Source organism: Tatumella citrea (genome assembly GCF_002163585.1).
Lineage (GTDB): Bacteria > Pseudomonadota > Gammaproteobacteria > Enterobacterales > Enterobacteriaceae > Tatumella > Tatumella citrea.
Map to the genome: position 1 here is coordinate 852,897 of NZ_CP015579.1, position 14,288 is coordinate 867,184.

The following is a 14,288-nucleotide window of genomic DNA, read 5'->3' on the forward strand; positions in this document are numbered from 1 at the left end:
GAAGGCAGAATATGCGTGATTATATTGAATTAGCCTGCGAACTGGCGGCGAAAATTGCTCCGGGTGCTGCGGAACGTGATGCCAGCCGTACGCTTCCGTTCGGACAAATGGCGATGATTCGTGACTCTACTCTGGGGGCGGCTCGTCTGCCGGCGCAATTTGGCGGCGGTGATATCTCTTTTACCACGGTGTCAGCCATCTTTATTATTCTGGCAAAAGCTGACCCTTGCGTGGCTCAGGCCCTGTTTCCTCATTTTGCCACGGTTGAGCATTTGCGGCTGATCGCTACAGCAGAACAGCAATCCATCTATTTTGAAAAAATAGCCAACAAGTCATTGAGCTCCGGGGCAATTGCGGAGCGCGGCGGGAAAATTCGTGGCGAAATCAGCACCAGGCTGAGCTACAGCGATGGCAGGTATCTGCTCAATGGCAATAAATTCTACAGCACCGGCTGTCTGTTCGCAGATTTCATCAAAGTACAGGCGGTAGGGGAATCCGGTGAGGCGGTCTATGTACTGGTGCCCAAAGATGCCCCCGGTCTGACACTGCTGGATGACTGGGATGGCATGGGGCAGCGGACAACTGCCAGTGGAACAACACAGCTGAACAATGTTGAAGTCCTCCCCGACTGGATTATCCCGTTGCATCACTGGGTCAGTAAACGAAATTATGTAGGGGCTGTGGCCCAACTGATTCATTGTTCGGTGGATATCGGTATCGGTCTGGCCGCTCTGGACGATGCCGTTTCCTGGATTGGTACCGGGGTCCGGCCGGTAAAAGAGAGTGGGGTGAACAGGGCCGCGGACGATCCTTATATTCTGCACACCATTGGCGAATTATCTGCGCAAATTCATGCGGCGGAAGCACTGGTAGAAAGCGCTGCACGAAAAGTTGACCTGGCTTCTCAGGCTCAGTTAACCGGCCAGTACAGTGACGAGCAAACCGAACGCTTATTGTCAGCAGCTTCAATCGCGGTAGCAGAAGCCAAAATTTTGTCGACTAAAGCTGCATTGCAGGTCTGCGAACGTTTATACGATATCGGCGGAGCGGCGACTACCCAGAGATCGTTGAATTTTGACCGGCACTGGAGAAATGCCAGAACTCATACCACCCATGATTCGCTGGATTACAAATATAAAGCGATAGGCAATTATCTGGTGAATGATATTTCTCCCCCAATTTCATTTCTGTACTGAGAAAGGGCTATTTATGAATATTATCGCCGAATGGCCCGAACTGGATGATGATATCCAAACCTTGTTACCTGAGATTATAAACCTCAGGCATCATCTCCATCAGTATCCGGAATTATCCAACAGGGAATTTGCTACCAGCAAGTTTATTGCCGGACAACTGAGTAGCTACGGTATTCCTGTTCAGACAGGCATTGCCGGCACCGGAATAGTGGCATTGATAACCTGTGAACGACCGGGGATATGTCGTGCATTTCGGGCCGAACTGGATGCGCTGCCTTTAACCGAACAGACGCAACTGCCATATGCCTCGAAGGTACGTGCTTTTTACCCTAAAACCGGTGGTGGTGAGGAGGAAACGGGTGTAATGCATGCCTGCGGGCATGATGTACATATGGCTATGGTTCTGGGGTTCGCCCGGTTGGTGGCCGCTCACCCCCGGCGTTTTACCGGCAGTTTTAAATTTATTTTTCAGCCAGCTGAAGAAGGCGCACCGGACGGAGAAAATGGCGGGGCGCGTCAAATGATCAGAGAGGGAGTGCTTGATGTCCCGGTTCCGGATGTATGCATTGGACTGCATGTTACGGCGGGGCCGCTGGGTGAATATCGTTTGGGGCAGTATCGTACCACTGCTTCAGCAGATACTTTCCGGTTGGAGGTTACCGGCAAGTCAACCCATGCGGCTTTCCCATGGACCGGAATTGATCCGGTCCCCATTGCAGCTCAGATTATTTCTGCCTGGCAAACCATTCCAACCCGCCAGGTGAATCTGAGTCAGTCAATGCCACCGGTAATTACGGTTGGCCGGATATATGGTGGACAGCGGCATAATATTCTGGCGGACAGTGTGGTTTTGGAAGGTACGGTACGTACGGTGGATAATCAACAGCGTGATTTCGTACTGCAGCGAATGTCTTCGGTCAGTGAGGGAATTGCTACAGCGGTCGGGGCATCGGTAAAAATGTCTCTCTCTTCCAATAATTATATTGCCGGAAAAAATGAACCCTCACTGGTAGAAAGTGTAGTTCCGCAGCTTTCACTAATCAGCCAACATAAAGTAACGGTTGATGGCGGAACTTATGGTACTGATGACTTTGCTGAATATGCCCAACGAGTACCCGGACTATTTATCAGAATGGGAGCAACACCGCCTGAACTGGTGGATTCTGGCGAATACATCTGGCCTACTCATTCAAATAAATTTATTGCTGATGACCGCGCTATAGCTTTGGGGATTAAAACGTTCTCTGTACTGTCACTTCACCTTAAATAATAATAACTAGTTAAAGGTTAAATATAATGAATAGGAAAATACCATTACTGGTGGTGTTGGCTGTTCCGCACGCCGTTTTTGCCAGTGATTTTATTGATGATAGCAAACTTAATATTAATTTTACCAATATGTATATTAATAATAAGTATGATACACCGGTGGCAAACAGTAATACCGGTAGATACTCCTCAAGAAATGAAGAATGGGCACAGGGTTATAATATTTTCTACCAGTCCGGCTATACTTCAGGGCTGATAGGACTGGGTCTGGATGCTGATGTGAATGGTGGGATTAAGCTCTCTGGTAATTCTGACCATCATACCGGTGGTACTATGATCCCGACCGGGGGCAGCAATGGTGCCGGGGTTCGCAGTTGGGGGCGCTTAGGTGGAGCGGTTAAACTACGGATTTCAAAAACTGAAGTCAGATATGGCAATGACCTGCAATTTAAACTTCCGGTAGTGATCTCTAATAATGCACGGGTAACTCCACAGTATTTCCAGGGATTAAGTATTACTTCAAAAGATATCAGGCGAGCGGAGATTAATGCCGGTTATCTGACCAGAGTTGTCGGTCGATGGTCTACGGATCGTACCGGGCTTGCTATTGCCGGCGGAACCAAAGCATCTGACGGGTTTTATTTTGGCGGTCTGGATTATCATTTTACCCCGGGTGTGACCGGTCAATATTATATTTCTCAGCTGGAAGACTATTACACGCAGAATTATCTCGGCGCTAAGTGGCGAATACCTGTAACGCACGACAGTTCATTTGAAACGGAGGCTCGTTATTTTAACAGCCGTTCTGCAGGGCGTAACGGAGAAACCGGATATAAAGCCAGCGGTTATACCAAAAACAATGACGGAAAAATAAATAATAATACCTGGTCGTTGTCAGAAACTTACCGTCTTGGATATCACAGCCTGTTGGCCGGATACCAGCAGGTTTCTGCCGACAGTCTGATGCCTACCCTTAATCAGGCCAGTCTTAAAGGGAAAGAGGCCAGCGGGGTCAACTATTATTTATATACCGACCGGATGTTTTATAACTTCACCCGGGCGGGTGAAAGAACCCGCTATGTACAATATTCGTACTATTTCTCTGGTGTTAATATACCCGGGCTTACTTTTAAAATTGCCTATCTGAAGGGGGATAATATTAAACAGCGCAATATGGAATCTGCCAAAGAGTTTGAGCGGGATATTAGCCTGGCCTATGTCTTCCCGTCAGGTACGTTTAAAGGCCTGGGGCTGGAGTGGCGTAACGGGTTGTCTAAAACTAACAATATCTATGACAACACTAAAGGTAATAACCGTAACTGGTTAATTATGACTTATAACCTGAAGTTTTGATCAATGAGCGCCACGATTAAAATGGAATTTTTCTTACCATGAGAAATTGCCGGCCTTCTGCAAAAAGGCCGGTTTTTTTATTGCTCTGTGCTAACTATCTGCAGGCGATCAGTACTGCTACACATTGCCTGCCGGTGGAACCGTGATCCCACTGGCGGATAGCTATAGCTGCACAGACAGAGTTATCTGAAAACAGCACCGCCATTCATTCTCCTTCACCCGTCGCCGGCAGACGGTTGTTTGCCCGCGGATAGCTTCAGAGCTATTCAGCGTAATATTCCCTGCCAACTGGTAACTATCCGGTGTGAAGCGGGTTTAAACGGAAAATATTCCGTGATCATTACTTCAGGCGGTAGATCTGTCGCCGAAGTCTCTTTAGTCGCACAATTCGCCGCCTGCGGCATATACTTTTGCCCTGTTTTTCATGTACATTTAGGGAGTAAAGTATTTCTGCCTTGCCTGATAATTGTTGATTTTCAATGAAATAGCCAATTTCACTCAGGGAAGGCTTCTTGCCGATCTGGAGTTAAAACATGCCCTCACATAAAGAACTCGCCAACGCGATTCGCGCTCTCAGTATGGATGCCGTTCAGAAAGCCAATTCCGGCCATCCAGGTGCCCCTATGGGTATGGCGGATATTGCCGAAGTGTTATGGCGCGATTACCTGAACCATAACCCGCAGAACCCGTCATGGAGTGATCGCGACCGCTTTGTGCTGTCTAACGGCCACGGCTCAATGCTGATTTACAGCCTGCTGCACCTGACAGGTTACGACCTGCCGATTCAGGAACTGGCCAACTTCCGTCAGCTGCACTCACGTACCCCGGGTCACCCGGAATACGGCTACACCCCGGGCGTGGAAACCACCACCGGACCTCTGGGACAGGGGATTGCCAATGCAGTCGGTTTCGCGATTGCTGAACGTACCCTGGCTGCACAGTTTAACCGCCCTGGCCATGACATCGTCGATCACCACACTTACGTGTTTATGGGCGACGGCTGCATGATGGAAGGGATTTCTCACGAAGTCTGCTCACTGGCAGGTACCCTGAAACTCGGCAAACTGATGGCGTTCTACGATGACAACGGTATCTCTATCGATGGTCACGTTGACGGCTGGTTTACTGATGACACCGGACTGCGCTTTGAAGCCTATGGCTGGCACGTAATCCGCGGAATCGACGGTCACGACAGTGAAGCCGTGCGTCAAGCGATTGAAGAAGCCCGCAGCGTAACAGACAAGCCGTCACTGCTGATGTGTAAAACCGTGATTGGTTTCGGCTCACCGAACAAAGCCGGAACTCATGATGCCCACGGCGCGGCTCTGGGTAATGACGAAATTGCACTGACCCGTAAACAGCTGGGCTGGAACTACCCTCCGTTTGAAATCCCTGCTGATATTTATGCAGCCTGGGATGCCAAGGCTGCCGGCCAGGAAAAAGAGCAGGCGTGGAACCAGAAATTTGCGGCTTACCGCGAAGCCTTCCCTGAACTGGCAAAAGAGTACCAGCGTCGTACCACCGGCCAGCTGCCGGCAAACTGGCAGGCCGAATCTCAGAAATATGTTGAGCAGCTGCAGGCAAATCCGGCAAATATCGCCAGCCGTAAAGCCTCACAGAATGCCATTGAAGCTTTCGGCAAACTGCTGCCGGAATATCTGGGCGGCTCAGCTGACCTGGCACCAAGTAACCTGACCATGTGGTCCGGCTCCAAACCGCTTAACGAAGACCCGGCCGGTAACTACATCCATTACGGTGTCCGTGAATTCGGTATGACCGCGATTGCCAACGGTCTGGCCCTGCACGGTGGTTTCCTGCCGTACACCGCGACCTTCCTGATGTTTGTCGAATATGCCCGTAATGCGGCGCGTATGGCAGCACTGATGAAAATCCGCCAGATCATGGTGTATACCCATGACTCTATCGGTCTGGGTGAAGACGGCCCGACTCACCAGCCGGTTGAACAGCTGGCCAGTCTGCGTACCACGCCTAACATGAGCACCTGGCGTCCGTGTGACCAGGTGGAATCTGCAGTGGCCTGGAAATATGCGATTGAACGTCAGGACGGCCCGAGTGCGCTGATTTTCTCCCGTCAGAACCTGATCCAGCAGCCGCGCAGTGCTGAGCAGCTGGCGAACGTGGCCCGTGGCGGTTATATCCTGAAAGACAGCGACGGCCAGCCGGAACTGATCCTGATTGCCACCGGTTCAGAGGTTTCTCTGGCGGTGGACGCGGCGGACAAACTGACTGCTGAAGGACGTAAAGTGCGTGTGGTTTCTATGCCATCCACCGATGCCTTCGACAAACAGGATGCGGCTTACCGTGAATCTGTACTGCCTGCGGCCGTCAGCGCCCGTGTGGCAGTGGAAGCAGGCATTGCCGACTACTGGTTCAAATACACAGGCCTGAAAGGTGCGATTGTAGGGATGACCACTTTCGGTGAGTCTGCCCCGGCAGATCTGCTGTTTAAAGAGTTCGGCTTTACCGTGGATAACGTGGTAGCGAAAGCAAAAGCCATCCTGTAACAGCATTTTGAGTCAGCTGTTAATCTCTCAGCATGGCAGATTCCTGTCATGCTGTTTTTTTAACTGCAGCCGGAACCGGCTAACTGTTTTATTTATGCACAATCATTGGTTAAAAATGTGAAGCTGATCGAAATATTAAGATCACAGTTGATCTCAGTCATTCCCGTGTGACCAGGCATGATTTATTCTCAGCTGAAGCGTTTCAGTTGGGCTTCTTCAATGGCACCATCAATGATTGTTGTGCTGTTGTAATCAGACTGACAGAGGCTGTGACGGTAACAGAAAGTACCGTGGCGGCGGTTTAAGGTAATGGTAGTGAAATGACCATCAGAATTGCTATTAATGGTTTTGGACGTATTGGCCGGGGTGTGCTGCGGGCGCTATATGAAAGCGGACGTCATACCGAAATTTCGGTCATCGCAATCAATGAGCTGGCTGACAGTGAAGGGATTGCCCATTTACTGAAATACGACACCAGCCATGGTCGCTTTGCTTATGAGGTCCGGCTGGAAGATGAGTTACTGAAAGTAGGCCGGGACACCATCCGTCTGCTGCATGAACCATTGATTAAAGATTTACCGTGGTCTGAGCTGGATATCGATATTGTGCTGGACTGTACCGGTAAATATGGCAGCCGTGCTGATGGAGAAGCACACCTGGCGGCGGGTGCTAAAAAGGTATTGTTCTCTCATCCCGGAGGCAATGACCTGGATGCTACCGTGGTCTACGGAGTTAATCATCAGGCGCTACGGGAAGATGACCGGATAGTGTCTAATGCTTCCTGTACCACTAACTGTATTATTCCTGTGATTAAATTGCTGGATGATGCTTTTAGTATCGTGTCGGGAACGGTTACTACTATTCACTCATCGATGCACGATCAACAGGTTCTGGACGCATACCATGATGATTTGCGCCGGACACGTGCCGCGAGCCAGTCCATTATTCCGGTCGATACCAAACTGGCGGCGGGGATTACACGGATACTTCCGAAATTTTCGGATCGGTTTGAAGCGATAGCCGTTCGGGTGCCCGTGATTAACGTGACGGCGATTGATTTGAGCGTCACGCTGGAAACGGCAGTCTCTGCCGCAGAAGTTAATGCAGTGTTGCAAAACGCTGCCCACGGGGTATTTCGTGGTATAGTCGACTACACGGAATTACCGTTAGTTTCTGTTGATTTTAACCATGATCCGCACAGCGCCATCGTGGATGGTACTCAGACCCGGGTCAGTGGTCAGCACCTGGTGAAAACCCTGGTATGGTGCGATAACGAATGGGGCTTTGCTAACCGTATGCTGGATACTACGTTAGCAATGTCTGCAGGTAATTTCAGGTAAGGCGCGCTTGCGCCTGGCAAAACATATGAGAGTTAACGAGAGGATTCACCATGTCTGTAATTAAAATGACCGATCTGGATCTTGCGGGTAAACGTGTACTGATTCGTGCCGATCTTAATGTGCCGGTAAAAGAAGGGAAAGTAACGTCAGATGCCCGTATTCGTGCATCATTACCAACGATTGAATCGGCACTGAAGCAGGGTGCAAAAGTGATGGTGACCTCGCATCTGGGTCGTCCGACGGAAGGTGAGTACAACGAAGAATTCTCCCTGTTGCCGGTGGTGAACTACCTGAAAGATAAACTGAGTGGTACCAGCGTGAAACTGGCAAAAGACTACCTGGATGGTGTCGATGTACAGGCCGGTGAGCTGGTGGTGCTGGAAAACGTCCGTTTCAACAAGGGCGAGAAGAAAGACGACGAAACCCTGTCGAAAAAATACGCGGCACTGTGTGATGTATTTGTGATGGATGCTTTTGGTACCGCACACCGTGCTCAGGCATCTACTCACGGCGTCGGCAAATTTGCGCCAATCGCCTGCGCCGGTCCACTGCTGTCTGCAGAACTGGAAGCCCTGGGTAAAGCAATGAGCAACCCGGCTCGTCCGATGGTTGCTGTGGTGGGTGGTTCGAAAGTTTCTACCAAGTTTGATGTGCTGCAGTCTCTGGTCAATATTGCCGATACGGTGATTGTGGGTGGTGGTATCGCCAATACCTTCGTGGCTATCGATAACAACGTCGGTAAATCACTGTACGAACCAGAATTTGTCGACGCTGCGAGAAAACTGCGCGATCAGTATGGTATTCCGGTTCCTGTCGACTCCCGTGTAGGTACAGAGTTTTCTGAAACTGCACCTGCTACCGTGAAAAAAGTGTCTGAAGTTCAGGACAACGAAGAGATCATGGATTTCGGTGATGAAACAGCGCAGGCTATGGCGAAGATTCTTAAAGAAGCCAAAACAATTCTGTGGAATGGTCCGGTAGGGGTATTTGAATTCCCTAACTTCCGTAAAGGTACCGAGATCGTTGCAAATGCGATTGCTGACAGCGAAGCATTCTCTGTTGCCGGTGGTGGCGATACTCTGGCCGCGATTGACCTGTTCGGGATTGAGAACAAAATCTCTTACATCTCCACTGGTGGCGGCGCTTTCCTGGAATTTGTTGAAGGCAAAAAACTTCCGGCAGTTGCTATGCTGGAAGAGCGCGCAAAACAGTAATTCAGCAGCAGGTGTGGCCGGATGGCTGCACCGATTTTGCCCGATTGACGGGCTTCCGTTTACGGCCAACGAAACAGGACAATGTTATGTCTAAAATTTTTGATTTCGTAAAACCTGGTGTAGTTACTGGTGAAGATGTACAGAAAATCTTCAAAGTAGCCAAAGAAAATCACTTTGCTCTGCCAGCAGTTAACTGCGTAGGCAGTGACTCCATCAATGCGGTACTGGAAGCTGCAGCGAAAGCCAAAGCGCCGGTCATTATTCAGTTCTCTAACGGCGGTGCTGCTTTTGTTGCCGGTAAAGGCTATAAAACTGACAAGCCTCAGGGCGCGTCAATCATGGGAGCCATTGCCGGTGCGCATCACGTGCATCTGATGGCAGAAGCCTATGGTGTGCCGGTAATCCTGCATACTGACCACTGCGCGAAGAAATTACTGCCGTGGATCGACGGGCTGCTGGATGCAGGTGAAGCGCACTTTGCAAAAACCGGTAAACCACTGTTCTCTTCTCACATGATTGACCTGTCAGAAGAACCGTTGGAAGAAAATATCGAGATCAGCGGTAAATACCTGGCCCGAATGGCTAAAATGGGTATGACGCTGGAAATCGAACTGGGTTGTACTGGTGGTGAAGAAGATGGTGTAGATAACTCACACCTGGATAACTCCGCACTTTATACCCAGCCTGAAGATGTTGATTATGCATACACCAAACTGAATGCTATCAGCCCGAACTTCACCATTGCGGCATCCTTCGGTAACGTTCATGGTGTTTACAAACCAGGTAACGTTCAGCTGACTCCAAAAATTCTGCGTAACTCTCAGGATTATGTGAGCGAGAAACACGGCCTGCCACATAACTCTCTGAATTTCGTATTCCACGGTGGTTCTGGTTCTTCTGCGGAAGAGATTAAAGAATCTATCGGTTACGGTGTGATTAAAATGAACATCGATACTGATACACAGTGGGCCAACTGGCACGGTATCCTGGAATTCTACAAAAAGAACGAAGGCTACCTGCAGTCACAGCTGGGCAACCCGGAAGGCGATGATAAGCCAAACAAAAAATACTATGACCCTCGCGTCTGGTTACGTGCGGCTCAGAGTTCAATGGTTGTTCGTCTGGAACAAGCTTTTAAAGAACTTAACGCTATCGACCGCCTGTAACCACTAAGGTTGTCAGAGAAAGCCTGCCGCCTGGCAGGCTTTTTTTTGCCTTTGAGCCGCGCTCAAATCCTGCCTGACTGCCTGACTGCCTGACTGCCTGACTGCCTGACTGCCTGATACCCCGTTAAGCGATATACAGCATTATCAGGATCATTAATCTTATTTTATACCGAGTGATATAAAATTAATTGACACCAGGAAGCTCTGGCCTTAAATTTGTACCGATCGGTAATTAAATCGCTAAGGCAGTTGCTACCAGCCCCCGAAACGATCACAGCAAAATAAACCCTGCAATATTCACCGGCCTGTCGCCGGTACATTCACTCTGCTTTTCGGAAATTACTATGCACAATTTATCATCACAGGTTATCGTCTATGTTACTTACCAGGGCACTGCCGACAGCCGTTTTGATCGTCTTTACTACACTGAGCACCATCTGCCGCTGGTCATGCAGGCATGGCAGCAGTACGGTCTGGAGAGTGTCAGTGCTTTCTTTCCGACACATTCACAGAACGGCACTCTGGCAATTTGCGAATGCATTTTTCGTGATGAACAGGCTGTTCAGCAGGCATTTAATGCCGAGGATGTGCTCGGCGTAATGCAGGACGTCCCGAAGTTTACCGATCTTATTCCTGCCCGCATTCGCGGCGTATCTTTGTAATCAGAAGGAGTGTGTGATGGAGTATGGCTTAATTGGATTAGGGGCTATGGGCCGTGGAATTGCTGGCCGGTTACTGGCGGCAGGGCACACTGTGAAATGCTGGACCCGTTCCGGCAATGTTATGCCGGGGATTATAGCGGTGAAAACTCCGGCAGAAGTATTCCAGACTGATGCTGTACTGACGATGCTGTCTGATGATGCAGCAATTCGCGAAGTGGTCTTTGCCAGTGATTTCTTCAGCCTGTGTCGGCCAGGGGTAATTCATGTCGTCAGTTCCACACTGTCTGTGGCTATGTCAGAACAACTGACAGACTACCATCGTGAGGCTGGAATCGGCTTTATTGCGGCCCCGGTACTGGGCCGCCCGGATGTTGCTGCCCGGGGGGAACTGAATATCCTTGCGGCTGGTGATCCGGATTTAATTGCCAGGGCTGAGCCGCTGTTTCAGGCAATCGGCAGAAAAGTATGGTCTCTGGGGGATCATCCTCCTGCCGCTCATGCTGCCAAAATTGCCTGTAACATGATGATTGCGATGTCTATTGAAGCAATGGCAGAGGCAGTCGCTCTGACTGATGTAAACGGAGTACCCCGTAGTGACTTCTTTGAACTGATTCTGGGCACTCTGTTTGGAGGGAGATCTTACCAGGTTTATTCTCAGCTGATTGCCGAAGGCGAATATGTACCCGGCTTTAAAGCTAATCTTGGATTGAAAGATCTCAATCTCGCCACTGAAGCTGCGACACAACTGGCAGCGCCATTACCTATGTTGTCAGCAGTCCATCAGCAAATGTCACGCGCTATTGAGGCTGGGGGCGGGGAGCGAGACTGGTCCATTATGGCAGACTACACGTTGCGTTCCAGTCAGCCTAAAAAACCTGGATAATTCCGCCATTTAGACTGAGAAATCTCAATAACCGATAAGGTCAGGTAATAATTTCCTAAAATTGGCTGCTCATTCGCTGGCAGATTTGGCAATCTGCCATTTATTGTTTACCCTTTGCGCTGAGTGGCTGAGAGATCAGCTTCTGTGGTTTCATTCGGGAATTTATTACAGGATTATTCGATGCAAGACTTAAACGTCGTTGACAGCATTCACAATGCCGGCAGTTGGCTGGCACGTAATCAGGAACTGTTACTGAGCTATGCGGTAAACGTTGCCGCGGCGCTGGCTATTTTGTTTGTTGGTTTTATTATTGCCCGGGTATTATCTAATGGCTTTAACAAACTCCTGCTGGCGCGCAGTATTGACCAAACCGTCGCCGACTTTTTATCGGTGCTGGTGCGCTATGTCATCATTGCCTTCACGCTGATTGCCGCACTGAGCCGCGTCGGAGTTCAGACCGCTTCGGTGATTGCGGTATTGGGTGCCGTAGGTTTAGCCGTGGGTCTGGCATTGCAGGGATCCCTGTCAAACTTTGCAGCAGGTGTACTGCTGGTGACTTTCCGTCCGTTCCGCGTGGGTGAATTTGTGGATATCGGCGGGGCCTCCGGTACCGTGGTGAGTGTGCAAATTTTCTCAACTACGCTGCGTACCTCCGACGGCAACATTGTAGTGGTGCCTAACGGTGGAATTATCTCGAGCAAAATCATCAACTATAATCGTGAACCTCTAAGCCGTAGCCATTTCATTATTGGTGTATCGTACGATGCGGATATTGATCAGGTCTTTACGGTATTACGTCAGGTGGTCGAAGCTGAACAGCGTGTCATTAAAGACAAACCGATCGTGGTGGCGCTGAATGAAATGGGCGCATCAACACTGAATGTGATTGTCCGTTGCTGGACCACTTATAACGATCAGACTCAGACTTACTGGGATCTGATGGCTGCCTTTAAACGGGCGCTGGATGCCAACAGTATTGGTATTCCTTATCCGCAGATGGATGTGCATATCATCAATCCTCCGGCGGCAAGGGCTGAAGAAAAAGCGTAAACATCTCTGCCTGCCAGTGTAAATATCACTGGCAGGCCCCGATTTTCCCCGCCTGATTAATTTTCCTAATTACTGATAAGTTCTTTCCATTTCACTTTCTGCTGAAAAATCGCCAGACTCTGCGCATTGATTGCCGGAGAACACTCTATGTTATTCTATTTACAAGGAATTACCCTTGGGGCGGCGCTTATCCTGCCGTTGGGGCCACAAAATACACTGATTCTGAATCAGGGAATATTACGCCGCTATGCCCTGATGGCGGCCAGCTTTTGTATTCTGAGTGATGTGGTGCTGATTTGCGCGGGGGTATTTGGCGGCAGTGCCGTTCTGCAACACTCACCGCTGGCGCTGCAGTTTATCACCTGGGCGGGTTGTGCCTTTCTGTTGTGGTATGGATGGGGAACCTTACGCCAGGCCTTGCGTCCGGCAGTGGCAGGGAATGATTCGCAATCTGTTCAGCAACAGCGGTTTAAAATCCTGCTGACCTTAATTGCGGTTACCTGGCTTAATCCTCATGTCTACCTGGACACCTTTGTGGTGCTCGGTAGCCTGGGAAGCCAGGTTCCGGCAGAGTCCCGGGTGTGGTTTGTTCTGGGGGCTGTAACAGCATCGGTGGTCTGGTTTTATGCTCTGGCATTGCTGGCCAGCGGGTTGTCTCCGTGGCTTAAGCAGGGGCGTACCCAGCAGGTGATTAATCTGCTGGTCGCCGCCATGATGTTTTATCTGGCCATCAGACTGGGTAGCGAAGGCGTCGCTATGCTGCGTGGCGCATTGTAAAACTGTGTCTGACGACGAACTTTCAGACGGCAGCCCACTCCAATTTGCCAGTATTGCCTGTAATCTCAGGCGATAAATTGCAGACAGGGAACCCTTACCGTGAAATTATTTCAGATCGTTATCCCTGCCATTCTGGCGGGAAGTTTAACCTCACTAGCGGCGCTGGCCGGAGAAGTACCGGACTCACCGCATATCTCCACCTCCGGTCATGCTTCGGTTCAGGCAAAGCCGGATATGGCGACCCTCAGCATTGTGGTACAGCTGACAGCGCAACAGGCTGCTGATGCTAAAAAACAGGTGGATGCACGGGTCGCAAAATATTTTGATTTTCTGCACAGCCAGGGGATTGAGAATAAAGATATCGATGCAGCCAATATCAGTACCCAGCCGCAATATGATTACAGCAAGCAGGGGAAACCTCAGCTAACGGGTTATCAGGCGACCCGCCAGGTGACGGTTACAGTGAGGAATATTGATAAACTCAATGATCTGCTGGATGGTGCACTGAAAGGTGGTCTGAATGAAATCCGTTCAGTCACTCCCGGGGTAGCGGATGCTGCCCGTTATCAACAGCAGGCCCGGCAGGAAGCGATTAAAGATGCGATTAGTCAGGCTCAGGTTCTGGCCGCCGGTTTCCATGCAGAACTGGGGCCAGTCTGGAGCATTCAGTATCATACAGAGAATGCCCGTCCACAGCCGGTGATGCGGATGTATGCTCTGGCAAAAGCCAGCGCAGATACCACCCCGCAGGAAACCTATCAACAGCAGAGCATTAATTTTGATGACGAGCTGAACGTGGTATTTGAACTGAAACCACAACCTGCAGCGACGAACTAACGTCGCGGGCAGGGGG

The 14,288-nt window shown here is 50.0% G+C and carries 12 protein-coding genes; all 12 read left to right on the forward strand.

The window, feature by feature from the left end; all coding sequences use genetic code 11:
* Positions 1-11 precede the first annotated feature (11 nt).
* The 12 genes from A7K98_RS04065 (at position 12) to A7K98_RS04120 (ending at position 14,272) form a co-directional block, all read left to right on the forward strand.
* Entirely contained in the window at positions 12-1,196 is a 1,185-nt protein-coding gene (locus A7K98_RS04065) for an acyl-CoA dehydrogenase family protein (protein ID WP_087487421.1), read from the forward strand.
* 13 nt (positions 1,197-1,209) lie between these two features.
* Complete coding sequence (locus tag A7K98_RS04070) at positions 1,210-2,466, forward strand: M20 metallopeptidase family protein (RefSeq protein WP_198361142.1); 1,257 nt, start codon at positions 1,210-1,212, stop codon at positions 2,464-2,466.
* 26 nt (positions 2,467-2,492) lie between these two features.
* On the forward strand, positions 2,493-3,818 hold the full coding sequence (locus A7K98_RS04075; RefSeq protein WP_087487423.1) for an OprD family outer membrane porin: 1,326 nt from the start codon (positions 2,493-2,495) through the stop codon (positions 3,816-3,818).
* Between the two features lie 533 nt (positions 3,819-4,351).
* Positions 4,352-6,343, forward strand: a complete 1,992-nt coding sequence (gene tkt, locus A7K98_RS04080) for a transketolase (protein ID WP_087493471.1) — start codon at positions 4,352-4,354, stop codon at positions 6,341-6,343.
* 320 nt (positions 6,344-6,663) lie between these two features.
* On the forward strand, positions 6,664-7,683 hold the full coding sequence (gene epd, locus A7K98_RS04085; protein WP_087487425.1) for an erythrose-4-phosphate dehydrogenase: 1,020 nt from the start codon (positions 6,664-6,666) through the stop codon (positions 7,681-7,683).
* Positions 7,684-7,733: 50 nt separating this feature from the next.
* Positions 7,734-8,897: a phosphoglycerate kinase gene (pgk, locus tag A7K98_RS04090; protein WP_087487426.1), complete on the forward strand. Its 1,164-nt coding sequence runs from the start codon at positions 7,734-7,736 to the stop codon at positions 8,895-8,897.
* 86 nt (positions 8,898-8,983) lie between these two features.
* Entirely contained in the window at positions 8,984-10,063 is a 1,080-nt protein-coding gene (fbaA, locus tag A7K98_RS04095) for a class II fructose-bisphosphate aldolase (protein WP_087487427.1), read from the forward strand.
* Positions 10,064-10,407: 344 nt separating this feature from the next.
* Positions 10,408-10,725: an EthD family reductase gene (locus A7K98_RS04100; RefSeq protein WP_087487428.1), complete on the forward strand. Its 318-nt coding sequence runs from the start codon at positions 10,408-10,410 to the stop codon at positions 10,723-10,725.
* 16 nt (positions 10,726-10,741) lie between these two features.
* Positions 10,742-11,608, forward strand: a complete 867-nt coding sequence (locus tag A7K98_RS04105; protein WP_087487429.1) for an NAD(P)-dependent oxidoreductase — start codon at positions 10,742-10,744, stop codon at positions 11,606-11,608.
* Between the two features lie 180 nt (positions 11,609-11,788).
* A complete protein-coding gene (gene mscS, locus A7K98_RS04110) occupies positions 11,789-12,658 on the forward strand; it encodes a small-conductance mechanosensitive channel MscS (protein ID WP_087487430.1) in 870 nt (289 codons plus the stop codon).
* Between the two features lie 147 nt (positions 12,659-12,805).
* Entirely contained in the window at positions 12,806-13,435 is a 630-nt protein-coding gene (locus tag A7K98_RS04115; RefSeq protein ID WP_087487431.1) for a LysE family transporter, read from the forward strand.
* 99 nt (positions 13,436-13,534) lie between these two features.
* Positions 13,535-14,272 (forward strand): oxidative stress defense protein, encoded by a 738-nt coding sequence (locus tag A7K98_RS04120; RefSeq protein WP_087487432.1) that lies wholly within the window; start codon positions 13,535-13,537, stop codon positions 14,270-14,272.
* The last annotated feature ends 16 nt before the right edge of the window (positions 14,273-14,288 follow it).